23 protein-coding genes and 1 riboswitch are annotated in these 20841 nt (G+C 67.4%); of the genes, 14 read left to right on the plus strand and 9 right to left on the minus strand.

Translation table 11 applies throughout. The features are described from left to right. The first annotated feature begins 192 nt into the window (after window positions 1-192). Complete coding sequence (locus OS124_RS25030; RefSeq protein WP_010140973.1) at window positions 193-591, plus strand: DUF2087 domain-containing protein; 399 nt, start codon at window positions 193-195, stop codon at window positions 589-591. Next, on the plus strand, window positions 584-973 hold the full coding sequence (locus tag OS124_RS0116775) for a GFA family protein (protein ID WP_010140975.1): 390 nt from the start codon (window positions 584-586) through the stop codon (window positions 971-973). Before OS124_RS25030 ends, OS124_RS0116775 begins: the two co-directional genes overlap by 8 nt. Before the next feature lie 12 nt (window positions 974-985). Here OS124_RS0116775 and OS124_RS0116780 read toward each other — a convergent pair whose 3' ends face one another. Together OS124_RS0116780 and OS124_RS0116785 are read right to left on the minus strand one after the other, a co-directional pair. Beyond that, window positions 986-1303, minus strand: coding sequence for a hypothetical protein (locus tag OS124_RS0116780; protein ID WP_010140977.1), 318 nt, complete (start codon window positions 1301-1303; stop codon window positions 986-988). A 356-nt stretch (window positions 1304-1659) separates the two neighbouring features. Beyond that, the gene (locus OS124_RS0116785; RefSeq protein ID WP_010140978.1) at window positions 1660-2562 is read right to left on the minus strand and encodes a DMT family transporter; all 903 of its coding nucleotides are present in this window, start codon (window positions 2560-2562) and stop codon (window positions 1660-1662) included. Window positions 2563-2640: 78 nt separating this feature from the next. Beyond that, a riboswitch (FMN riboswitch) is annotated at window positions 2641-2770 on the minus strand. Between the two features lie 248 nt (window positions 2771-3018). Here OS124_RS0116785 and lepA point away from each other — a divergent pair. Further along, a complete protein-coding gene (gene lepA / locus OS124_RS0116790) occupies window positions 3019-4818 on the plus strand; it encodes a translation elongation factor 4 (protein WP_010140979.1) in 1800 nt (599 codons plus the stop codon). 65 nt (window positions 4819-4883) lie between these two features. Here the strand turns inward: lepA and OS124_RS0116795 are convergent, their stop codons facing one another. The 3 genes from OS124_RS0116795 to OS124_RS0116805 form a co-directional block, all read right to left on the minus strand. Further along, on the minus strand, window positions 4884-5435 hold the full coding sequence (locus OS124_RS0116795; RefSeq protein ID WP_010140980.1) for an REP-associated tyrosine transposase: 552 nt from the start codon (window positions 5433-5435) through the stop codon (window positions 4884-4886). A gap of 565 nt (window positions 5436-6000) precedes the next feature. Then, on the minus strand, window positions 6001-6138 hold the full coding sequence (locus OS124_RS0116800) for an entericidin A/B family lipoprotein (protein WP_010140981.1): 138 nt from the start codon (window positions 6136-6138) through the stop codon (window positions 6001-6003). 86 nt (window positions 6139-6224) lie between these two features. Next, on the minus strand, window positions 6225-6374 hold the full coding sequence (locus OS124_RS0116805; protein WP_010140982.1) for an entericidin A/B family lipoprotein: 150 nt from the start codon (window positions 6372-6374) through the stop codon (window positions 6225-6227). A gap of 333 nt (window positions 6375-6707) precedes the next feature. Between OS124_RS0116805 and OS124_RS0116810 the strand changes: the two genes are divergently transcribed. Continuing rightward, window positions 6708-7253, plus strand: coding sequence for a TerB family tellurite resistance protein (locus tag OS124_RS0116810; RefSeq protein WP_010140983.1), 546 nt, complete (start codon window positions 6708-6710; stop codon window positions 7251-7253). Here OS124_RS0116810 and OS124_RS0116815 read toward each other — a convergent pair whose 3' ends face one another. Then, the gene (locus tag OS124_RS0116815) at window positions 7254-8012 is read right to left on the minus strand and encodes an alpha/beta fold hydrolase (RefSeq protein WP_010140984.1); all 759 of its coding nucleotides are present in this window, start codon (window positions 8010-8012) and stop codon (window positions 7254-7256) included. It lies immediately after the preceding gene. Between the two features lie 261 nt (window positions 8013-8273). Between OS124_RS0116815 and OS124_RS0116820 the strand changes: the two genes are divergently transcribed. Next, on the plus strand, window positions 8274-8663 hold the full coding sequence (locus tag OS124_RS0116820) for a hypothetical protein (protein WP_010140985.1): 390 nt from the start codon (window positions 8274-8276) through the stop codon (window positions 8661-8663). On the opposite strand, the gene OS124_RS0116825 is transcribed toward OS124_RS0116820, so the two are convergent. Both OS124_RS0116825 and OS124_RS0116830 read right to left on the minus strand, forming a co-directional pair. Continuing rightward, window positions 8647-9501 (minus strand): DUF817 domain-containing protein, encoded by an 855-nt coding sequence (locus OS124_RS0116825; protein WP_010140986.1) that lies wholly within the window; start codon window positions 9499-9501, stop codon window positions 8647-8649. The genes OS124_RS0116820 and OS124_RS0116825 overlap by 17 nt on opposite strands. A 166-nt stretch (window positions 9502-9667) precedes the next feature. Further along, on the minus strand, window positions 9668-10540 hold the full coding sequence (locus OS124_RS0116830) for a TIGR01459 family HAD-type hydrolase (RefSeq protein ID WP_010140987.1): 873 nt from the start codon (window positions 10538-10540) through the stop codon (window positions 9668-9670). 380 nt (window positions 10541-10920) lie between these two features. Between OS124_RS0116830 and OS124_RS0116835 the strand changes: the two genes are divergently transcribed. From OS124_RS0116835 to OS124_RS0116855, 5 genes are all read left to right on the plus strand, one after another. After that, on the plus strand, window positions 10921-12105 hold the full coding sequence (locus tag OS124_RS0116835) for an ABC transporter substrate-binding protein (protein ID WP_029375516.1): 1185 nt from the start codon (window positions 10921-10923) through the stop codon (window positions 12103-12105). Between the two features lie 103 nt (window positions 12106-12208). Continuing rightward, window positions 12209-13069, plus strand: coding sequence for an ABC transporter ATP-binding protein (locus tag OS124_RS0116840; protein ID WP_010140989.1), 861 nt, complete (start codon window positions 12209-12211; stop codon window positions 13067-13069). After that, on the plus strand, window positions 13066-13770 hold the full coding sequence (locus OS124_RS0116845; RefSeq protein WP_010140991.1) for an ABC transporter ATP-binding protein: 705 nt from the start codon (window positions 13066-13068) through the stop codon (window positions 13768-13770). The genes OS124_RS0116840 and OS124_RS0116845 overlap by 4 nt, the downstream gene beginning before the upstream one ends. A gap of 2 nt (window positions 13771-13772) precedes the next feature. After that, on the plus strand, window positions 13773-14780 hold the full coding sequence (locus OS124_RS0116850; protein WP_010140992.1) for a branched-chain amino acid ABC transporter permease: 1008 nt from the start codon (window positions 13773-13775) through the stop codon (window positions 14778-14780). Further along, window positions 14777-16102 carry a branched-chain amino acid ABC transporter permease gene (locus OS124_RS0116855; protein ID WP_010140993.1) on the plus strand — a complete coding sequence of 442 codons (1326 nt, stop codon included), beginning with the start codon at window positions 14777-14779 and terminating at the stop codon, window positions 16100-16102. The genes OS124_RS0116850 and OS124_RS0116855 overlap by 4 nt, the downstream gene beginning before the upstream one ends. A gap of 71 nt (window positions 16103-16173) precedes the next feature. Here the strand turns inward: OS124_RS0116855 and OS124_RS0116860 are convergent, their stop codons facing one another. Next, on the minus strand, window positions 16174-17094 hold the full coding sequence (locus tag OS124_RS0116860; RefSeq protein ID WP_010140994.1) for a manganese-dependent inorganic pyrophosphatase: 921 nt from the start codon (window positions 17092-17094) through the stop codon (window positions 16174-16176). A 131-nt stretch (window positions 17095-17225) separates the two neighbouring features. Here OS124_RS0116860 and OS124_RS0116865 point away from each other — a divergent pair, with 131 nt between their 5' ends. The 4 genes from OS124_RS0116865 to OS124_RS0116880 form a co-directional block, all read left to right on the plus strand. After that, on the plus strand, window positions 17226-17873 hold the full coding sequence (locus tag OS124_RS0116865) for a DUF2161 domain-containing phosphodiesterase (RefSeq protein ID WP_010140995.1): 648 nt from the start codon (window positions 17226-17228) through the stop codon (window positions 17871-17873). A 260-nt stretch (window positions 17874-18133) separates the two neighbouring features. After that, window positions 18134-18421, plus strand: a complete 288-nt coding sequence (groES, locus tag OS124_RS0116870) for a co-chaperone GroES (protein WP_010140996.1) — start codon at window positions 18134-18136, stop codon at window positions 18419-18421. 67 nt (window positions 18422-18488) lie between these two features. Further along, window positions 18489-20129, plus strand: coding sequence for a chaperonin GroEL (groL, locus tag OS124_RS0116875; protein ID WP_010140997.1), 1641 nt, complete (start codon window positions 18489-18491; stop codon window positions 20127-20129). A 302-nt stretch (window positions 20130-20431) separates the two neighbouring features. Then, window positions 20432-20841: GNAT family N-acetyltransferase (locus tag OS124_RS0116880; protein ID WP_010140998.1), on the plus strand; the 410-nt coding region annotated here is incomplete at its 3' end.

Genomic DNA, 20841 nt, shown 5'->3' on the forward strand with positions numbered 1-20841 from the left:
CAGCGTACCGACGCACCCCGGGGCACGCCACGAGGACAAGATGCCCCGACAGCTCATTCCCCTGACCCATCCCGATATCTCGACCTTTGCCCGCAGCCTGTCGCGCCAGCTGGAAGCGGGGGGCGGGGCCCCCTCGCACTTGGCGCTGATGAACATGCTGGCGCGTGCGCGGGCCATCGCAATTTCCAGCAGATGCGCGCCTCGGCCAGCGCCGGCGCGCGGCTGGAGCGCCGCCCGAAGGCCCCCGCCGACCTGCGCGCGGTAGAGCGCGCGCTGCACCAGTTCGATGCCGCCGGACGGCTGCGCCACTGGCCCGCCAGGCGGCAGGTCCGGGCGCTGTGCCTGGCGGCGCTCTGGGCGCGGCTGCCCGCCGGCACCCTGCTGCGCGAAGTCGAGGTGAATGCCTTGCTGAACGCCGCTCATCTCTTTGGCGACCCGGCTCAACTGCGTCGCGAGCTGGTCTCCGAGGGGCTGGTGCGCCGCAACCGGGACGGCTCGGATTACTGCCGGGTCGAGGCCGCGCCCTCGCCCGAGGCACGGGCGCTGATCAGCCAGCTGGCGAGGCGCCGGAAGGAGGCCGGGGATGTCTGAGGTCCATCACGGCAGTTGCCTCTGCGGTGCCGTGAGGTTCCGCGCGCCGGGCCCGCTTGGCCCTGTCACGGCCTGTCACTGCAGCCTGTGCCGCAAGCACTCGGGGCATTTCGATGCCAGTTGCGAGGTGAAGAAGGCAGAGCTGATCATCGAGGGGGCGGCGGCGCTGAGGTGGTATGCCGCGACGGCGAAGGCCCGGCGCGGCTTCTGCGCCACCTGCGGCGCCTCGCTGTTCTTCGATCCGCCGCACCTGGACTGGATCGGGGTCTCGATGGGCGCCTTCGACGGGCCCACCGGGACGGCGCTGGCGCAGCATATCTTCTGCGCCGACAAGGGCGACTACTACGCGATCACCGACGGGGTGCCGCAGAACGCGCAGTAGCGCCCGACTGCCTCAGGAGGCGCATTGCTCCTGCGCCACGGCGCCGAAGTAGCTGTACTTTTCCCAGAACTGGGTGTCGGAGCGCGAAGAGGACATCTTCACTTCCTGCGCCTTGTCGGGGCTGCGGAAGAACTTGGCCGCCGTGCGCTGATCGCGCGAGGACAGGACAAGGTCGGCGACGTTCTGGATGCAGCCGCAGAGCTGGGCCGAGGCGCCGCCCTTGGGCGAACTCAGGCAGGCGTTGCGGATCGTGTCCGCCTGGGCGCTGGCCGGAAGAGAGAGAAACGCGATTGCCGCCGCGGCCAGGGCCGCCCGGTAAGAAGAGGTCATGTCATCACTGCCTTATCTCTGCCGGTCCGGTGGTTGATCCCCCGTGATCCGGCTGACACCATTACCCGGACCGCAGCCTTCGGTCCGGAAACTGCGCGGCAGGATGCCAGATTTCGCGGGATTCTCAACTCTTCGAACGGGGGAGGGGCCCGGTCTCGACAAGTCGTGATCGACCGGCCGGGGCAGGTGAAGCGGAATGGCTTGTCGAAGGCGGCGTCGCCCGGTGCAGGCAAGCCCCGGCCCGGTCTGTTCCTTGGAGCACCGGCTAGGGCCAGAGCCCCCTCGGTGCCTGATTCGGTGGGCTCCGCCGCGACGGATCCCGGCCCGGACCGTGCTTGGTCGGGCCGGGGGCGCGATCACGCTGTCGCGGCGCCGCGCCGTTCCTGCTCGAGCAGGTAGAACGAGGCAGCCACGATCAGCGCCGAGCCGGCCCACATGCTGCCCGGTGGCACGAAGCCGAAGGCGAGAACGCCGAGGCCGACATTTAGCGGCAGTTTCACATGGTCGAAGGGCTGCAGGTAACCCGCATCGGCCAGGGAATAGGCCCGCGCGATGGCATATTGCGCCACCGCCGTCAGGACACCGGCCAGCAGCAGCAGCGCCAGGGCCGTGCCGCCGGGCACCAGCGTGGCGACCGGGGCGCCCTCGGGCAGGGCCAGCAGGGCCAGCACCGCATTGGCGGGCGTCAGCAGCAGCAGCAGGTGCAGGGTCAGCGCCTCGGGCGCCTCGTCGCGGGTCAGCCGCTTGGTCAGCAGCGAGGTCCCGGCCCAGAGCGCTGCCGCGCCGACCGGCATCAGCGCCGCCGGGGTGAAGGCCTCGGACCAGGGGGCCAGCAGGATCATCCCTCCGCTCAGCCCGCCCAGCACCGCCAGCCAGCGTCGCGGCGGGGTGGGTTCGCGCAGGATCAGCGCTGCGCCGAGGGTGACGAAGAAGGGCGACAGCAGGATCAGCGCCGAGGCCTGCCAGATCGGGACAAAGGCGAGGCTGGCCACCCAGAGCTGCACGCCTGCCACGGCACAGCCGGCCCGCATCAGGTGCAGGCCGGGCCGGCGCATGGCCCAGGCCTCGCGCGAGCGCGACAGCGCCCAGGGCAGGGCCAGCGCCGTGGCCGCCAGGTACTGCCAGAAGGCGATGGTGGGGCCGGGCAGGTGCAGCTGCATGGCGATATACTGGGTGAGGGTATTGTAGAGAGCGAAGATCGCGCCCGCGGCGATCATCATCGCGGCACCGCGCGTGGGGTGCTGGGTCGAGTGAGTCATGCGGTGTCCTTTCCGAACGCATAACCCAAGGCCGTCCGGGACAGGCCCGCCGTCCCGCGCGCCGCGGGGCGGGATCTCTCCCGTTCTCTTCCATCCGGACTATGACCGTCGGCCCCGGAGTTCCACCGGATCTGCTGACCCTCCCGATGAGAGGCGCTCGCGGGCTGTCACCGCCGGTGGGGAATTCCGCCCCGCCCTGAGAACAAGCGGCCTCATTGGCCGCGGGCGGAACCTATGGGCGCGGGGAAGAGAGCGCAAGGCGGGACGGTGCGGAGGAGGATGTGCGGGAATGCGGAGGGAGGCCTCCGGGGCGCCTGTCGTGTCGTCCTCGCGCCATGGCCGGAGGGGCCCCGGCCCTCGCGCACCCCGATTGATCCCGGGATCACCCGCCGAGTCCACCGGAGCGGCGCTCTCCCCCTTGCCAACTGCCCTTTTCCCCCGCATATGCTGCCGATCATGACCGATCTCGCGCATATCCGTAACTTCTCCATCGTCGCCCATATCGACCACGGGAAATCCACCCTGGCCGACCGGCTGATCCAGTCCACAAACACCGTCTCGGAACGCGAGATGAAAGAGCAGCTGCTCGACGCCATGGACATCGAGCGCGAACGCGGGATCACAATCAAGGCGAATACCGTGCGCATCGAGTACATCGCCGACAACGGCGAGCTTTACGTGCTCAACCTGATCGACACCCCCGGTCACGTCGACTTTGCCTACGAGGTCTCCCGCTCGATGCATGCGGTCGAGGGCTCTTTGCTGGTGGTCGACAGCACGCAGGGGGTTGAGGCGCAGACCCTGGCGAATGTCTACCAGGCGATCGACGCCAACCACGAAATCGTGCCGGTGCTGAACAAGATCGACCTGCCTGCCAGCGAACCCGAACGGGTGAAGGAGCAGATCGAGGACGTGATCGGCATCGATGCCTCGGAGGCGCTGCTGGTGTCGGCCAAGTCCGGCATCGGCATCAAGGAGACGCTGGAGGCGATCTGCCATCGCCTGCCCGCCCCGAAGGGCGACCGCGATGCGCCGCTGAAGGCGATGCTGGTGGACAGCTGGTACGACAGCTACCTTGGCGTCGTCGTGCTGGTGCGGATCATGGACGGCGTGCTGAAGAAGAACGACCGGGTGAAGTTCATGCGCTTCGGTTCGGTCCACCAGGTCGACCGGATCGGTGTCTTCCGCCCCGCCATGCAGAACGTGGACGAGCTGGGCCCGGGTGAGATCGGCTTCATCACCGCCTCGATCAAGCAGGTGCGCGACACCAAGGTCGGCGACACCATCACCCATGACAAGAAGGGCACGGACAAGCCGCTGCCCGGCTTCAAGCCCTCGATCCCGGTGGTCTTCTGCGGCCTCTTCCCGGTCGATTCGGCCGAATTCGAGGACTTGCGCGATGCCATCGAGAAGCTGGCCCTGAACGACGCCTCCTTCAGCTACGAGATGGAGACCTCGGCCGCCCTCGGCTTCGGCTTCCGCTGCGGCTTCCTCGGGCTGCTGCACCTCGAGGTGATCCGCGACCGGCTGGAGCGCGAATACAACATCGAGCTGATCACCACGGCGCCCTCGGTGGTCTACCATGTCCACATGAAGGACGGGACGATGCAGGAGTTGCACAACCCCGCCGACATGCCCGACCTGACCTATGTCGATCACCTGGAAGAGCCGCGCATCAAGGCGACGATCATGGTGCCCGACGAGTATCTCGGCGATGTGCTGAAGCTCTGCCAGGAGCGCCGTGGCATCCAGATGGAGCTGACCTATGCCGGCTCGCGCCCGCTGGTTGAATACGACCTGCCGCTGAACGAGGTGGTCTTCGATTTCTACGACCGGCTGAAGTCGGTCACCAAGGGCTATGCCTCCTTCGATTACCAGATGATCGGCTATCGTCAGGACAACCTGGTGAAGATGCAGGTGCTGGTGAACGACGAGCCCGTGGATGCGCTGTCGATGATGGTGCACCGCGACCGCGCCGAGATGCGTGGCCGCGCCATGTGCGAGAAGCTGAAGGAGCTGATCCCGCGCCACATGTTCAAGATCCCGATCCAGGCGGCGATCGGCGGCAAGGTGATCGCGCGGGAAACGCTCTCGGCGATGCGCAAGGACGTGACGGCCAAGTGCTACGGCGGCGACGCCACCCGGAAGCGCAAGCTGCTGGACAAGCAGAAGGCCGGCAAGAAGAAGATGCGCCAGTTCGGCAAGGTGGACATTCCGCAGGAAGCCTTCATCTCGGCGCTGAAGATGGACAGTTGAGGGGAGCCCGGGTTTAGGCCCGGGTTTTTCTTTGGCGGGCCGTGGGATGGTGGATTTCATCCACCTTACGCGATGAGCCGTGGCGTGCTGTCTCTTTCGCCGAAGGTTCCGTTGGGCGCGGTTCCGGCCCAGTCCGGGCGCAGCAGCCCCGCCCGCACCTCCCGGTGGAACGACGAGAACGCCCAGTCCGCCGGCCGTTGCGCCAGCCCGTGCGCCACCGGATCCGCCCAGCAATAGCGCAGGTGCATCTGCATGTCCGCGTCGTCGCGGATGTGGTGTTCCCAGTAGCGGCGCTGCCAGATCCCCAGCTCTCCGCGTCGTTGCTTGCCGGGGCTGCGGGGAACGCGGGGGGCGACGCGACGGCTGAACTCTGCCTTGATCGACTGCCAGCGCAGCGGATAGTCGGCGTCGCCCGGCGGCAGGGTCCAGAGGCAGTGCATATGATCGGGCAGCACTACCCAGGCGTCGATGGCGAAGGGGCGGCGGCAGCGTTCGACCATCACCGCCTCGCGCAGCGCCGCTATCTCGCGCAGCAGCAGGTCGGATCCAGGGTCACGCAGGGTGACGGTGAAGAAGATCGAGGCGCCGGGCAGGCGGGGGCGGATGTAGCGGGACATGCCGCCAGTTTGCGCAGGGTCGGTTAATAAAGAGTGCGCCTGGTTCCAGTGCCCCAAGGCACAGTGGGCCCGGACACAGTGGGCCGGCAGTCCAGGTCCAGACCTCCGGACCCTCGGCGGCGCCGTGCCGAAGCAGGGCCAAGGGGGGCGACTGCGAAACCTCACCCTGTGTCGTGGCCCAGTCCCGGGCCTGACATGGGGAAGCGGCCAGGCCGAAACGCCGGAGAGGCGGAAGCTGGTCTTGGTGCCTGGCGATGGCAGAGCGCCGAAGATTGTCCATGCGCGCTGAGTCCCCGGCACCGAAAGGCCAAAGTAGCGCGAGTCACCGGCGGCACGGGTCACCGGCGGCGCGACGCAGCGGAAGCGGCCACGGGCGTAGGGTGGGTGTAACCCACCTTGGCTCGGCATAACGCTAGGTGGGGCCGCCGCCGGGAAGGGCGCATCAGCACCAGTTCGCAAGGACTGGCCCGCAAAGACCGGACACGGAAAGACCGGCGGCCATTCGGCACGCCGGTCCTCTTCGCTGGTCGCGGGGGCATCGCCGTGCCTGGAGGGGGGGCTCGGCCTACATGCCCGCCTGGGTTTGCGCGGCTTCACCCTCGATGATGGTGCCGGCCTTCTGGATGTCCCGACCCGCGCCCTTGACGGTCTCGCAGGCGGCCAGCCCCGACAGGGCCAGCAGGCAGATGGCGATTCTGATCATTCCCGTTCCTCGACATGATGTTGATCCGGCCGAAATCCTAGGCGCAGGCCTGCGGAGCGTCCAGCCTCAAGCGAGGGGCGGAGCGATTACATCTCCGCCTGGGTCTCCTGGGCCTCGCCTTCGATGGCCTGGCCGGCGTTCTGGATATCCTGGCCGGCGCCCTCGATGGTCTCGCAGGCGGCGAGGGCCAGAAGGGCGGCAAAGAGGGCGGCAGTGCGGGTAGCGGTGCGGGTCATCTCGGTCTCCTGTTTCGGTTCCGTTTGATCAACCCGCGACAGGGCCTGCGGGTTCCGCCGGCCTTCACGTCGCCCTCTCTCGAAGACCTCCTGCCGCACGCTCCCTTGATTCCGGGCACCCGCGCGCATTGAGAGCGTCGGACGGCGCCCCGTCCCGGCTGACAGGGATTGTCACTTGGTGACCGACGGATCGCCGCCTAGGCTCTCTTCATTGTTTCAGCCATTTGGATAGAACCCGCCACGCCCGGAACCAGGGATATCGCTCTCGGAGCGCTGATCTTCATCGTCGGTGTCGCCATCACCGTCGTTTCTGTCGCCGGAGGCCAGGGCGGGGTGATCACCTACGGGGCCATTGCCGTCGGGTTCTTCATGATGCTGAAGGGCTTCATGACCAACAGCGCTCACAGGAAGAAAGCGTCCGAGCCAACCGAGGCCGAGCGCAGGGAGCGGGTGGCCAACGGGGCGATCCGCGTGATGCTGGGCGTGGCGGCGGTCGACGGCAAGTTTGCCGGGAACGAGAAGGTGATCATCACCGCGCTGGCCCGCGATGCCTATGGCTACTCGATCGACGAAGAGACGATGGACAAGATCCTCGCCCAGTTCGTCGCGGACAAGGCGGCCCTTCCCCGGGAGGCCCGCGCCCTGGGAATGCTGCTGGATCCCGACGGGGCCCGGGCGGTGCTGAAGCACGCTGCCATGGTGGCCTGCTCGGATGGCGAGCTGTCGCTTGAGGAAGACGACAAGCTGCACCAGCTGGCCCTGGCGCTGAACCTTTCGGCAGAGACCTGGACGGCCCAGAAGAAAGCCGCTTTCGCAGAGATCCAGCGCATCGTCCTCGAGCAGCGGCAGGCCCGCGAGGCGGCGCAGCCCGCTGGCTGATCAGCCGAGGAAGGTGGCCACGGCGGCCTCGAACTCGCGCGGCTTCTCGGCGTGCAGCCAGTGGCCTGCGCCGGGCAGCTTGGCAAAATGGGCGTGGGGGAACAGCGCCTTGATGCGGGGGCGGTACTCGGGCTTGACGTAGTGGCTTTCCGCCCCGGTCAGGAAGAGGGTCTCGCCCTCGAAGGGGCCTTCCAGGTCTTCCGGGAAAGACAGGATCTTCGCCATCTCGGCCTCGAGCGCGTCGAGGTTGATGCGCCAGCGCTTCTCGGCGACATCGAGGCTCTGGGTGAAGAAGCTCTGCAGGGCGGGTTCGACACCCTGGGCGGCCAGCTGTGCCTCGGCGTCCGAACGGCGGCTGACCTGCGACAGGTCCACGGCGCGCATGGCGTCGATATACTTCTGCTGGGTATGCCCATAGGCCACCGGTGCCACGTCGGCGACGACCAACCGGTCCAGCAGCGCGGGCTGGCTCAGCGCCAGGGCCATGGCGGCCTTGCCGCCCATGGAGTGGCCCAGCAGGTGGCAGGGCCGGCCCTCGGCGGCGATGACCTCGGCGAGGTCGGCTGCCATCGCCGGATAGCTGTGCTCGTCCTCGCGCGGAGAGCTGCCGTGGTTGCGCATGTCGACCGCGATCACCGGCCGCGCGGCGGCCAGCCGTTTCGAGATGACACCCCAGTTGCGCCCCGAGCCGAAGAGGCCATGGGCGATGACAAGCGGTGTGGCGTCGGCGGGGCCATCCTGGCGGATCACGTTCAGCATGGCCAAGCCATAGCCCGCAGGGCAGGCAGGCGCCAGAGCCTCGATCGGGCCGCGACGCCGCTGCCTGGCGGGGGCTGGCCTCTGCCTGTCCGGGGCCGGGGCAGGGCTCGGGGTAGGGACTGGAGCAGGGGGCGGGGACCTGAGGCGGGGCCGGTCACGGGTGACCCGCCCTTGCCGGTGCTGGACCACGAAAGCGCATTGGCTTGCCCTTCCGCCCGCCGCGGCGGTATCCTGCACCGCATGACCGCGAGGGAGGCCGCCATGGGCTTTGACATTCTGGACCGGGGCCTGAACCGGGGGCTGTGGCGCAGCGAGAAGGCGCTGAGGCGCAAGATGGGCGGTCGCCGTCCCCTGCGCCGTGGCAGCTTCGACAGCCTCGTGGCACGGGCCGGGCGCGAGCTTCCGGGCAGCGCGCGACGCGAGGCCAGGAAGATCCAGGCAGTGAAGGCGCAGATGCAGCACCCGAAGCTGGCGGCGCGGATGGATGCGGGGCAGCTCTCGGGCGCGTTCCGGCGTCTCGACAGGGCTGTGGCGCAGTGGAACCCGCGCAAGCGGCGGCGCAACATGTGGCTGGATGCGCTGGCGGGCTATGCCTTCAACATGTTGCTGTTCCTCGGGCTGTCGCTGGCCTTCCTCAGCACCCTGGGCTGAACGGCGCCCGGCGCAGGCTGTCGCGCATGACCAGCGTCACCGTGGTGAAGCTGACGAAGAACAGCAGGTACCAGGACCCCATCTTCGACAGCGGCACCAGCTCGAAGCTGCCCTGGCCGTGGTAGATCCAGGTGCCCGAGAAGGTGCCGATGTTCTCGGCCACCCAGAGCGCGAAGGCGATCAGCAGGGCGGCCAGCGGGAAGGGCATGAAGTGCCAGTGACGCAGGCTGAACCACATCCGGGTGCGCCAGAACAGCAGGAGCGTCGCGGCAAACAGCGCCAGCCGGATGTCGGGCAGCCAGTGGTGGGCGAAGAAGTTGACGTAGATCGCCACGGCCAGCACCACCGAGGCCCAGAAGGGCGGATAGGGCGCGATGACTGCGCCGAACAGCCGGAAGGCCCGTGCGATGTAGGACCCGACCGAGGCATACATGAAGCCGGTGAACAGTGGCACGTCGAAGGCCTTCAGCACCCCGGGCTCGGGGTAGGACCACGATCCGGCGTGGACCTTGAACCACTCCATCACCGTGCCGGTCAGGTGGAACAGCAGGATGACCCTGGCCTCGTCCCAGGTCTCGAGCCGGGTGGCGATCAGCAGCACCTGCACGCCGACCGCCAGCAGCACCAGGAAGTCGTAGCGCGCCAGCGCCCAGTCGTCCTGCCAGATTGCTGAGGTGATCAGCAGCGCTGCCAGGATGATCCCGGCGAAGAGACCGGCAGAAGCCTGGCGGAACAGGAAGAGCAGCACCGATTGCAGCCAGCCGGGCAGGGGGCGGCGCGACAGCCAGGCGGCATCGGGCAGGGCGGTTGCAGGGCTGGGGGCGGGGGGCGTGGTCATGGCCGCATGTTGCCCATATCGCCGCGCCTGTCCAGCAGCGCCCGGGGGCCCGACTGCGACGGGCGGATCCGGGGCGGCAGGGGTCGGCAGGTGTCGGCCCGCCGCGGGACGTCCGGCACAGGCAGGGAGTGCCCCCGCCTGCGCCCGCCGCGCCGCGCCGTCGCGCTCAGCGCAGGAAGCCGATGGCGTAGGTCGGGGTCATCTGCTGGGCCTCGATGAAGGCCTCCAGCGCCTCGGGGTCGGGCTGGTCTGTGGTCTTGGTCTCTTCCAGCGCCAGGCCGCCGGTGATGAACAGCGTGTCGATGCCCTCGCCCATGCCGCCCTTCACGTCGGTCTGGATGCCGTCGCCGATGGCCAGGATCCGCGCCTCGGAGGGCATCGGGCCAAGCTGGCCGAGGCGCAGCCGCGCCAGGTCGTAGATCGGCGGATGCGGCTTGCCGAAATAGAGGCTCTCGCCGCCCATCTCGGTGTAAAGCTGGGCCACGGCGCCGGCACACCATTCGCGCACCTCGCCACGGTCGACGACGATGTCGGGGTTGGCGCAGAGCAGCTTCAGGCCCTTCGTCTTGGCCAGCAGCAGCTCGGGGCGCAGCACGGCGGGCTCGGCCATGGGATCGAAGGGGCCGGTGCAGACCACGCCTTCGGCCTCGTCCAGCGGCACGCGGGTGATTTCGACCGGGTTTTCCTGGATCTCCAGCGGGTGGAAGAAGGGATCATCGCCCGGTTCGCCGATGTGGAAGACCTTGCTGCCGACGGTGCCGTTGTACATCGCCGCCCGCGCCGAGTCGCCCGAGGTGGCGATGATGTCCCAGCTGTCGCGGGCCACGCCGAAGCCGTCCAGCTGGATCTCGACCTGTGCCCGGGGGCGCGGCGAGTTCGTCACCAGCACCACCTTCTTGCCGGTCTTGCGCACCTCCTGCAGGGCGGCGACCGCCTCGGGCAGGGCGGTGACGCCATTGTGCACGCAGCCCCAGAGATCGACGAAGAAGGCGTCGTAGTCGGAGGCGATTTCGGCAAGGGATTGGACGATCCGGGTCATGGGGGCTCCGCGTCGGTCTGAAGGGCAGGTCAGGGCCAGAGGCCGGTGTCAGGACTGGTCCCGACCTCTGGCCCCGATATGACGCAAAGCGACCCGGGGGACCAGAGTTTGTTGCCTTGCCGCACGCCGGATCCCTGCCGGAAAGGGCGCGGAAACGCCGCGGCGCAGCATCCGGGGCGTTCCGGCGGGGCCTCCCGCCCGGACCGCCCATCGGTCCCGCCCCTGTCGCCTGAAAGCGACAAAAATTTCATCAAAACCCGTGGCGCCCCTCTTGACCTTCGACGCGGCTTCCTTCCCTCTCGGATCAGACAGGAGCGAAGCTCCGTGTTGCCTCAATAAACAAGCGGGGATCCCTCGAGGATCCCCCGAGGGAGATCAAAATGAAGAAAATTCTCATGGCCTCTGCCGCAGTCGCCCTGTGCGCCTCTGCCGCCACCGCCGAAGACATCAAGCTGGGCGTTCTGCTGGGCTTCACCGGCCCGCTGGAATCCCTGGCCGGCCCGATGGCTCTGGGCGCCGAGATGGCGATGAAGGAAGTCTCCGACTCCGGCGCGCTGCTGGATGGCTCGACCGTGACCCCGGTCCGTGGCGACAGCACCTGCGTCGACTCCGCCGCCGCCACCGCCGCCGCCGAAACCCTCGTCACCTCGGACGGGGTGAAAGGCATCATGGGCGCCATGTGCTCGGGCGCGACCACGGCCGTGCTGCAGAATGTCGGCATGCCTAACGGCGTCGTGATGATCTCGCCCTCGGCCACCTCGCCGGCGCTGTCGTCGCTGGAAGACGGCGGCTTCTTCTTCCGCACCGCCCCCTCCGACGCCCGCCAGGGCGAGGTGATGGCGGATGAGATCATGGAGAAGGGCATCTCCTCGGTCGCCGTGACCTACACCAACAACGACTACGGCAAGGGCCTGGCCGACAGCTTCCAGTCCGCCTTCGAGGCAGCCGGCGGCACCGTGACCATCTCGGCCTCGCACGAGGACGGCAAGGGCGACTACTCGGCCGAAGTCGGCGCACTGGCCTCGGCCGGTGGCGATGCGCTGGTGCTGGTCGGCTATGTCGACCAGGGCGGCTCGGGCGTGCTGCGCGGCGCGCTGGACAGCGGTGCCTTCTACACTTTCGTCTTCCCCGACGGCATGGTCAGCCAGGCCCTGGAAGACAACTTCGGTTCGGAACTGGACGGTTCGTTCGGCCAGCTGCCCGACTCCGAGGGTGAAGGCATGGCAACCTATCTCGGCATGGCCGAAGCGGGCGGCTTCGACGGCTCGTCGGCCTATTCGGGCGGCGCCTATGACAGCGCGGCGCTGATGATGCTGGCGATGCAGGCGGCGGGCTCGACCGATCCCAAGGTTTACAAGGACAAGATCATGGAGATCGCCAACGGTCCCGGCGAGAAGATCTACCCCGGCGAACTGGCCAAGGGTCTTGAGCTGCTGAAGGCGGGCACCGCGATCGACTACGACGGTGCCACCGCGATCGAGCTGATCGGGCAGGGCGAAGCTGCCGGTACCTTCCGCGAGATCGAGTTCGTGGACGGCAAGATCACCACGGTCCGCTACCGCTGAGCCCACGCCACGGCGTGACAACGGCCCGGGCATCGTCCCGGGCCGAAGTGCATGTCGCAAGCAGAACCTGCCGGCAGTCCTGCCGGTACAGAGGGGGGACCCCATGATCCGGGTCGAGAACCTAGTCAAATCCTTCGGCGGCTTCCGTGCCGTCGACAATGCCAGCATCGAGATCGCAACCGGCTCGATCACCGGCCTCGTGGGGCCGAACGGTGCGGGCAAATCGACACTTTTCAACGTCATCGCCGGGGTTCACGCGCCCACCTCGGGCCGCGTCACCATGGACGGCGAGGACATCACCGGGCTGACGCCGCATCAGCTGTTCCACAAGGGCCTGCTGCGTACCTTCCAGATCGCCCATGAGTTCCCCACCCTCTCGGTGCGCGAGAACCTGATGATGGTCCCCGAGGGCCAGGCGGGCGAGACGCTGTGGAACACCTGGTTCGCCCGTGGCCGCATCCGCGCCGAGGAAGAGGCGCTGCGCCGCAAGGCCGACGAGGTGCTCGACTTCCTGACCATCAGCCACCTGGCCGAGGAAAAGGCCGGCAACCTCTCGGGCGGGCAGAAGAAGCTGCTCGAGCTTGGCCGCACGATGATGGTGGAGGCCAAGATCGTCTTCCTCGACGAGGTCGGCGCCGGGGTGAACCGCACTCTGCTGAACACCATTGGCGATGCCATCGTGCGCCTGAACAGGGAACGCGGCTACACCTTCTGCGTCATCGAGCATGACATGGACTTCATCGGCCGCCTCTGCGACCCGGTCATCGTCATGGCCGAGGGGCGCGTGCTGGCCGAGGGCCCGGCGGATCACATCATGGAGAACGAAGCGGTGATCGAGGCCTACCTGGGCACCGGGCTGAAGAACAAGGTGCTGGCCGAAGAGCGCGCCGAGGCCGCGGCGGGCGAGGACCTGGGCGCGCAGCCCGGTCTGGGCGACCGCGCCGGCAAAGGGGGTGACGCATGAGCTTCCTCAACGCTTCCGGGATGACCGGCGGATACGGCAAGGCCGATATCCTGCATGGCTGCACCCTGACAGTCGACAAGGGCCAGATCGCCGTGATCGTCGGCCCCAATGGCGCGGGCAAGTCCACCGCCATGAAGGCCGTCTTCGGCATGCTGCCCCTGCGCGGCGGCTCCGTCACGCTGGACGGCGCCGACATCACCGCCCTGTCTCCCCAGGACCGGGTGAAGAAGGGCATGGGCTTCGTGCCGCAGGTCAACAACGTCTTCCCCACCATGTCGGTGGAAGAGAATCTGGAAATGGGCGCCTTCATCCGCGACGACGACTTCCGCGACACGATGGAGCAGGTCTACACGCTGTTCCCGATCCTCAAGGACAAGCGCCGCCAGAACGCGGGCGAGCTGTCGGGCGGGCAGCGTCAGCAGGTGGCCGTGGGCCGTGCGCTGATGACGAAACCCAAGCTGCTGATGCTGGACGAGCCGACGGCCGGGGTCAGCCCCATCGTCATGGACGAGCTGTTTGACCGCATCATCGAGGTGGCCCGTACCGGGATCTCGATCCTGATGGTCGAACAGAACGCCCGCCAGGCGCTGGAGATCGCCGATCGGGGCTATGTCCTGGTGCAGGGCGCCAACCGCTACACCGACACCGGCAAGGCCCTTCTGGCTGACCCGGAGGTCCGCCGCACCTTCCTGGGAGGCTGACGATGGAACTTCTCAACGCATTGGTGGCGCTCACCAATTACGTGATCATCCCGGCCACCTCCTACGGCGCGCAGCTGGCGCTCGGGGCGCTCGGGGTGACGCTGATCTATGCCGTGCTGCGGTTCTCGAACTTCGCCCATGGCGACACGATGGCCTTCGGCACCGGGGTGGTGATCCTCGTGACCTGGGGCCTGCAGGCGCTTGGCGTCAGCCTGGGGCCGCTGCCGGTCGCGCTGCTGGCGCTGCCGGTCGGCATCGCCGCGACGGCGCTGCTGCTTCTGGGCACCGACCGCGTGGTCTATCGCTATTACCGGGGCATCCGCGCGGCACCGGTGGTGCTGGTCATGGTCTCGGTCGGGGTGATGTTCATCATGAACGCCCTGACCCGCTTCCTGATCGGTGTCGACCAGATCGACTTTGCCGACGGCGAACGCTTCATCATCTCGGCCCGCACCTGGAACCAGATGACCGGCATGCGAGAGCCGCTGACCCTGCGCACCACGCAGGCGATCACCGTGGTGACGGCGGCGCTGGTGGTGGTGGCGCTGTTCTGGTTCCTCAACCGCACACGTACCGGCAAGTCCATGCGCGCCTTCTCGGACAACGAGGACCTGGCCCTGCTGTCGGGCATCGACCCGGACCGGGTGGTGCGCGTGACCTGGATCATCACGGCGGCGCTGGCCACCGTGGCCGGCACGCTCTACGGGCTCGACAAGAGCTTCAAGGCCTTCACCTACTTCCAGATCGTGCTGCCGATCTTCGCCTCGGCCATCGTCGGCGGCATCGGCAACCCGGTGGGCGCCATCGCCGGCGGCTTCATCATCTCCTTCTCGGAGGTCGGGCTGACCTACGCCTGGAAGAAGGTGGCGGGCTACCTGATCCCGGGCTGGCAGCCGGACGGGCTGCTGCAACTGCTGTCGACCGACTACAAGTTCGCCGTCAGCTTCGTCATCCTGCTGCTGGTGCTGATCTTCCGGCCCACGGGTATCTTCAGGGGGAAAGTGGTATGAGCACCTCTCGTCAACCGGGCGAGACCAGCCCGCTGCGCGCGCCGCTGTTCTTCGCCATCCTTGCCGCCCTGATCCTGCTGGAGTGGCTGACCACGGGCTGGAACTCGGCGCTCGGGATCCTGAACATGGGACTGATCTCGGCCATCATGGCACTTGGCATCAACCTGCAATGGGGCACCGCCGGGCTGTTCAACGCCGGGGCCATGGGCTTTCTGGCGCTTGGCGGCCTGGCGCCGGTGCTGATCGCCATGCCGCCGACGCCCGGGGCCTTCGCCGCCGGGGGCTGGGGCATCCTGCTGGCCTTCGCCCTGGCGGCTGCCGCGCTGGTCGGCGCGATCCTGGCCTGGCGGCGGCTGTCGCGGTTCCGGGGCCTTGCGGTCGTGGTGATCCTGCTTCTGGGCTTTGCGCTCTACCGGCTGGCCTTCGATCCGGCGGTGGCGGCGATCGAGGCGATCAACCCCTCGGCGGCGGGCAATCTCGGCGGCCTCGGCCTGCCGACGCTGGTCTCCTGGCCCGTGGGCGCATTGCTGGCCGCGGGCGCGGCCTGGGTGGTCGGCAAGACCGCCCTCGGCCTGCGCTCGGACTACCTGGCCATCGCCACGCTGGGCATCGCCGAGATCATCGTGGCGGTGCTGAAGAACGAGCAATGGCTGGATCGCGGCGTGCTGAACGTCAACGGCATCCCGCGTCCCTGGCCCGTCCCCTACGAGATCGACCTGCAGAGCGCCCCGGCCTTCGTCGCTCGCGCCGAGAGCTGGGGACTTGACCCCACGCTGGCCTCGACCCTGCTGGTCAAGCTGGCCTTCCTGGCGCTCTTCCTCGTGGTGATCCTGCTGCTGATCTGGGCCTCGGAGCTGGCGCTGAAATCGCCCTGGGGCCGGATGATGCACGCGATCCGCGACAACGAGATCTCGGCCGCGGCCATGGGCAAGAACGTCACCCGACGGCACCTGCAGGTCTTCGTGCTGGGCTCGGCGGTGATCGGGCTGGCCGGGGCGATGATGATCTCGCTCGACGGGCAGATGACGCCCGCCTCCTACAACCCGCTGCGCTATACCTTCCTGATCCTCGTCATGGTGGTCGTGGGCGGGTCCGGCAGCAACTGGGGCTCGGTCCTCGGCGGGGTGCTGATCTGGTATCTCTGGGTCAAGGCGGGCGACTGGGGCCCGGACCTGATGCAGGCGGCCATGGCGCCCCTGCCCGAGGGCGACTTCAAGAGCCACATGATCAACTCGGCCGCCCATATGCGGATGCTGCTGATGGGGGCGCTGCTGCTGCTGGTGCTGCGCTTCAGCCCGCGCGGCCTGCTGCCCGAGAAATAGGGCATCCATGGCGTGAAACGGAAAGGGCCGCCCCAAGGGGCGGCCCTTTGTCATTCGGGGGAAGCGACGCCTCAGACCTTCAGCGAGGGGATGATCTGCTTCTTGCGGCTCATCACGCCGGGCAGGACCACCTGGTCACCTTCGACGGTCGCGCCGAAGCTCTTCTCGGCCACGCCCTTCACCAGGTCGTTGGGCACGAAGAGGGTGGCTTCCTCGTTCAGGATGTCGACGACGAAGAGCAGCACCTGGTCGACGCCATCCTCGGCCTCGACGGCCTTGAAGCTTTCCATCAGGCTGGCCTTGCGGTCGAGCACCAGCTTCGGCGCGGTGGTTTCCAGCACCGAGACGCGGAACTTGATGCCGTCGACGGCATATTCCTTGCTGTCCATGCGGATCAGCTCGGCATCCGAGAAGGCCGAGATGTCGGACTTGGCCTCGAACATCTCCGCCGCATAGGCACCGAGGTCCAGGTTCAGCTCACCTGCCAGGGCCTCGGCCAGGGCGCGGTCGACGGGCGTGGTGGTGGGCGAGCGGAATTCCAGCGTGTCCGACAGGATGCACGAGAGCATGGCGCCCTTGATGTTGTCGGGCATCTTGGCGGCATCCTCCCCCATCAGCTGGTGCATGATGGTGGCGGTGCAGGCCAGCGGCTTGATGGTGATGTCGATCGGGCTCTTGGTTTCCAGCCCGCCGGTCAGCTTGTGGTGGTCGATGATCTGGATGACGTTCGCCTCGTTGATCGCGGCGGGCAGCTCGGCGGGGTTGTTGGTGTCGACGATCACCACGTCATCGCCGGCAGAGACCTCAGAGATGATCTCGGGGGTCTCGAAGCCCCACTTCCCGACCACGAAGGCGGCCTCGGTGTTGGGGGTGCCCAGCAGTTTCGCCTCGGCCGGGGTGCCGGCGATCTCGGAGAGATACCAGGCCCAGATCAGCGCGGAGCCGGTGGAATCCGTGTCGGGGGACTTGTGGCCGAAAACCTTGATCGTCATGAGAGCATCCATTCCTGGGAAAAGCTGAATTCGGCGGTTTTATAGAGGTCCCGCCGGGCGCTGTCACCCGCTGCGATGCAGCACGGCGGCAGGCGGTTGCCGGGCGCGGGGCAGGGGCGTAATCATGCCCCATGAGCAGCCCGTCCGAGACCGATCTCTACCCGCCCGTGAAGGCCTTCCTGGAAGGTCAGGGCTATGAGGTGAAGTCCGAGATCGCCGGGGCCGACGTGGTGGGGATGCGCGCCGACGACCCCGATCCGGTGATCGTCGAGCTGAAACTGGCAATGAGCCTGGCCTTGCTGCACCAGGCGCTGGAGCGGCTGAAGATCACCGACTTCGTCTATCTCGCGATCCCCCAGGTCAGCGCGCGCAAGACCCTGGCGCGGCATGTCGCACTGTGTCGCAGGCTGGGTCTTGGCCTGCTGACGGTGCGGCTGCGCGACGGCTTCGTCGAGGCGCAATGCGATCCCTCTTCCTACGCGCCGCGCAAGGTCAAGGCGCGGGCCGGACGTCTGCTGCGCGAATTTCAGCGCCGGGATGGTGATCCCAATCGCGGCGGGGCGGCGGGAAAGATCGTCACCGCCTATCGCCAGGATGCGGTGCGCTGTGCCCTGCACCTGGCCGGGCATGGGCCCTGTCGCGGCGCCGAAGTGAAGGCCGCCACCGGCGTCGGCCGCGCCACCACGCTGATGCGTGACAATCACTACGGCTGGTTCGAGAAGGTGGCCAAGGGCACCTATGCCCTGACCGAAAGGGGCAGGCAGGAGACCGGGGCGTAGGGTGGGAGTTATCCCACCCTTGGCTCGTGCCGCCGGTGGCCCGCAGGGGTGGGATGCCTCCCACCCTACGCGTTTGGCCCGCTTCGGTCTTCGGCTCGGGCGGCTGCTTGGCGGGGGTGAAAAGAAAACGCGATCTCCGCCGTTGACTCGCTTCCCCGGCTTGCCTATCTCCGTTCCGTTAGCACTCGGGCGACCTGAGTGCTAATCCCGCACCAAGAGGGGCGGGAGAGGGAAAAACTTTGAGCCAAGGAGCCTCAGAGATGGCATTTCAACCGCTGCATGACCGTGTGCTCGTCGAGCGCGTCGAAGGCGAAGCTAAAACCGCCGGCGGCCTGATCATCCCCGACAGCGCCAAGGAAAAGCCCGCCGAGGGCATCGTCATCGCCGTTGGCGCTGGCGCCAAGGACGACTCCGGCGCGCGCGTCGCGATGGACGTCAAGGCCGGCGACAAGATCCTGTTCGGCAAGTGGTCCGGTACCGAGATCACGCTGGACGGCAAAGAGCTGCTGATCATGAAGGAAAGCGACATCATGGGCATCATCTCCTGATCCTTGCCGGATCGGACTGACTGACCCCATTCGCTTACCCGAAACCCAAATTCAGGAGAGACAGAACATGGCTGCAAAAGACGTCAAGTTCAACACCGAAGCCCGCAACAAGATGCTGAAGGGTGTGAACATCCTCGCGGACGCGGTCAAGGTGACCCTCGGCCCGAAAGGCCGTAACGTCGTCCTCGACAAGTCCTTCGGCGCCCCCCGCATCACCAAGGACGGTGTCTCGGTCGCCAAGGAAATCGAACTGGAAGACAAGTTCGAGAACATGGGCGCCCAGATGGTGAAGGAAGTCGCTTCCCGCACCAACGACGAAGCCGGCGACGGCACCACCACCGCCACCGTGCTGGCCCAGGCCATCGTGCGCGAAGGCATGAAGTCGGTCGCAGCGGGCATGAACCCGATGGACCTGAAGCGCGGTATCGACCTGGCCACCACCAAGGTCGTCGAGGCCATCAAGGCCGCCTCGCGTCCGGTCAACGACTCCGGTGAAGTTGCCCAGGTCGGCACCATCTCGGCCAACGGCGAAGAGTCGATCGGCAAGATGATCGCCGAAGCCATGCAGAAAGTCGGCAACGACGGCGTCATCACCGTCGAAGAAAACAAGGGCATGGAGACCGAGGTCGAAGTCGTCGAAGGCATGCAGTTCGACCGCGGCTACCTCTCCCCCTACTTCGTGACCAACGCCGACAAGATGGTCGCCGAGCTGGAAGACTGCCTCGTGCTGCTGCACGAGAAGAAGCTGTCCTCGCTGCAGCCGCTGGTTCCCCTGCTCGAGCAGGTCATCCAGTCGCAGAAGCCGCTGCTGATCATTGCCGAAGACGTCGAGGGCGAAGCCCTGGCGACCCTCGTCGTGAACAAGCTGCGCGGTGGCCTGAAGATCGCCGCCGTCAAGGCACCGGGCTTCGGTGACCGCCGCAAGGCCATGCTGCAGGACATCGCGATCCTGACCGGCGGCCAGGTGATCTCGGAAGACCTCGGCATGAAGCTCGAGAATGTCACCATGGACATGCTCGGCACTGCCAAGACCATCTCGATCACCAAGGACGAAACCACCATCGTCGACGGTGCCGGCAACAAGGCCGAGATCGAAGCCCGCGTGGCCCAGATCCGCACCCAGATCGAGGAAACCACCTCGGACTACGACCGCGAGAAGCTGCAGGAACGTGTTGCCAAGCTGGCAGGCGGCGTTGCCGTGATCCGCGTCGGCGGCCTGACCGAAGTCGAAGTGAAAGAGCGCAAGGACCGCGTCGATGACGCCCTGAACGCCACCCGCGCTGCCGTTCAGGAAGGCATCGTGGTCGGCGGCGGTGTCGCCCTGGTTCAGGGTGGCAAGGCCCTCGACGGTCTGACCGGCGCCAACTCCGACCAGGACGCAGGCATCACCATCGTTCGCAAGGCCCTGGAAGCTCCGCTGCGCCAGATCGCCGAGAACGCCGGCGTCGACGGCGCCGTGGTGGCCGGCAAGATCAAGGAGTCGACTGACCTCAAGTTCGGCTTCAACGCCCAGACCGAAGAATATGGCGACATGTTCTCCTTCGGCGTGATCGACCCTGCCAAGGTGACCCGCACCGCCCTGGAGGACGCTGCCTCCATCGCCGGCCTGCTGATCACCACCGAGGCAATGGTGGCCGACAAGCCGCAGAAAGATGCACCCGCAGCGCCCGACATGGGCGGCATGGGCGGCATGGGCGGCATGATGTAATCAGCCGGCCCGGTGGCGGGGATCCCGCCACCTGCCACGCATATCGGGAAAGGGGGCCTTCGGGCCCCCTTTTTCCGTGCCGGAGACGCGAAGACGGGACGGCGGGCTTTTCCGTTTTCTCTCAAGAGATTGCGGCACGCCCACCGGGTCTTTGGCGCATATTTCATCACCTGTCCCCCTGCCGGTCGGATTTCCCTGCCGCTGCGGCGCAGCGGGACTGCCCAGAAGAGGGCGGGGCCGCTACAGTTGCCGCACGGGCCCCCGCTGCCCGTCCCCGTGACGTCAGCTCAGAGGATCCGACGATGGCGCGCAAACCCGAGATCACCCTCACGCTCTACTCTCCCGTGCATGGCATCGGTGTCGGTAACGTTCTGACCCAGGCCTATGACGGTCCCGCGCAGGCGCAGCTGGTGCAGGCGATGCGCAGCGCCGGGGACATGACGGTCGAGCTGCTGGCCCTCAGCGACAGTTCGGTGGTGGGCTATGTCGGCTTCTCGCGGCATCTCTCGCCGGAGGGCTGGATGGGGCTGTCGCCGCTGGCGGTCCTGCCGGCCTACCGCAAGTACGGCATCGGGGCCGATCTGGTGCGCTACGGGCTGGACCATGCCCGCCGCGCCGGGGCCCGGGCGGTTTCCGTGGTCGGGGATGGCCGCTACTACCAGCGTTTCGGCTTCACCTACCGGGCCGCAGAGAACCTGCAGACGCCCTATGC

The sequence above is a fragment of the Oceanicola sp. S124 genome, assembly GCF_000220565.1.
Taxonomy (GTDB): Bacteria; Pseudomonadota; Alphaproteobacteria; order Rhodobacterales; family Rhodobacteraceae; genus Pseudooceanicola.

Coding starts and splice junctions, on each gene's coding strand:
- OS124_RS0116840 (WP_010140989.1), top strand. CDS start 12,209: ATGATCCGGGTCGAGAACCTAGTCAAATCCTTCGGCGGCTTCCGTGCC.
- OS124_RS0116780 (WP_010140977.1), bottom strand. CDS start 1,303: ATGACCTCTTCTTACCGGGCGGCCCTGGCCGCGGCGGCAATCGCGTTT.
- OS124_RS0116795 (WP_010140980.1), bottom strand. CDS start 5,435: ATGTCCCGCTACATCCGCCCCCGCCTGCCCGGCGCCTCGATCTTCTTC.
- OS124_RS0116850 (WP_010140992.1), top strand. CDS start 13,773: ATGGAACTTCTCAACGCATTGGTGGCGCTCACCAATTACGTGATCATC.
- OS124_RS0116855 (WP_010140993.1), top strand. CDS start 14,777: ATGAGCACCTCTCGTCAACCGGGCGAGACCAGCCCGCTGCGCGCGCCG.
- groES (WP_010140996.1), top strand. CDS start 18,134: ATGGCATTTCAACCGCTGCATGACCGTGTGCTCGTCGAGCGCGTCGAA.
- OS124_RS0116815 (WP_010140984.1), bottom strand. CDS start 8,012: ATGCTGAACGTGATCCGCCAGGATGGCCCCGCCGACGCCACACCGCTT.
- OS124_RS0116835 (WP_029375516.1), top strand. CDS start 10,921: ATGAAGAAAATTCTCATGGCCTCTGCCGCAGTCGCCCTGTGCGCCTCT.
- OS124_RS0116830 (WP_010140987.1), bottom strand. CDS start 10,540: ATGACCCGGATCGTCCAATCCCTTGCCGAAATCGCCTCCGACTACGAC.
- OS124_RS0116820 (WP_010140985.1), top strand. CDS start 8,274: ATGGGCTTTGACATTCTGGACCGGGGCCTGAACCGGGGGCTGTGGCGC.
- groL (WP_010140997.1), top strand. CDS start 18,489: ATGGCTGCAAAAGACGTCAAGTTCAACACCGAAGCCCGCAACAAGATG.
- lepA (WP_010140979.1), top strand. CDS start 3,019: ATGACCGATCTCGCGCATATCCGTAACTTCTCCATCGTCGCCCATATC.
- OS124_RS0116845 (WP_010140991.1), top strand. CDS start 13,066: ATGAGCTTCCTCAACGCTTCCGGGATGACCGGCGGATACGGCAAGGCC.
- OS124_RS0116860 (WP_010140994.1), bottom strand. CDS start 17,094: ATGACGATCAAGGTTTTCGGCCACAAGTCCCCCGACACGGATTCCACC.
- OS124_RS25030 (WP_010140973.1), top strand. CDS start 193: ATGCGCGCCTCGGCCAGCGCCGGCGCGCGGCTGGAGCGCCGCCCGAAG.
- OS124_RS0116865 (WP_010140995.1), top strand. CDS start 17,226: ATGAGCAGCCCGTCCGAGACCGATCTCTACCCGCCCGTGAAGGCCTTC.
- OS124_RS0116825 (WP_010140986.1), bottom strand. CDS start 9,501: ATGACCACGCCCCCCGCCCCCAGCCCTGCAACCGCCCTGCCCGATGCC.
- OS124_RS0116785 (WP_010140978.1), bottom strand. CDS start 2,562: ATGACTCACTCGACCCAGCACCCCACGCGCGGTGCCGCGATGATGATC.
- OS124_RS0116800 (WP_010140981.1), bottom strand. CDS start 6,138: ATGATCAGAATCGCCATCTGCCTGCTGGCCCTGTCGGGGCTGGCCGCC.
- OS124_RS0116775 (WP_010140975.1), top strand. CDS start 584: ATGTCTGAGGTCCATCACGGCAGTTGCCTCTGCGGTGCCGTGAGGTTC.
- OS124_RS0116805 (WP_010140982.1), bottom strand. CDS start 6,374: ATGACCCGCACCGCTACCCGCACTGCCGCCCTCTTTGCCGCCCTTCTG.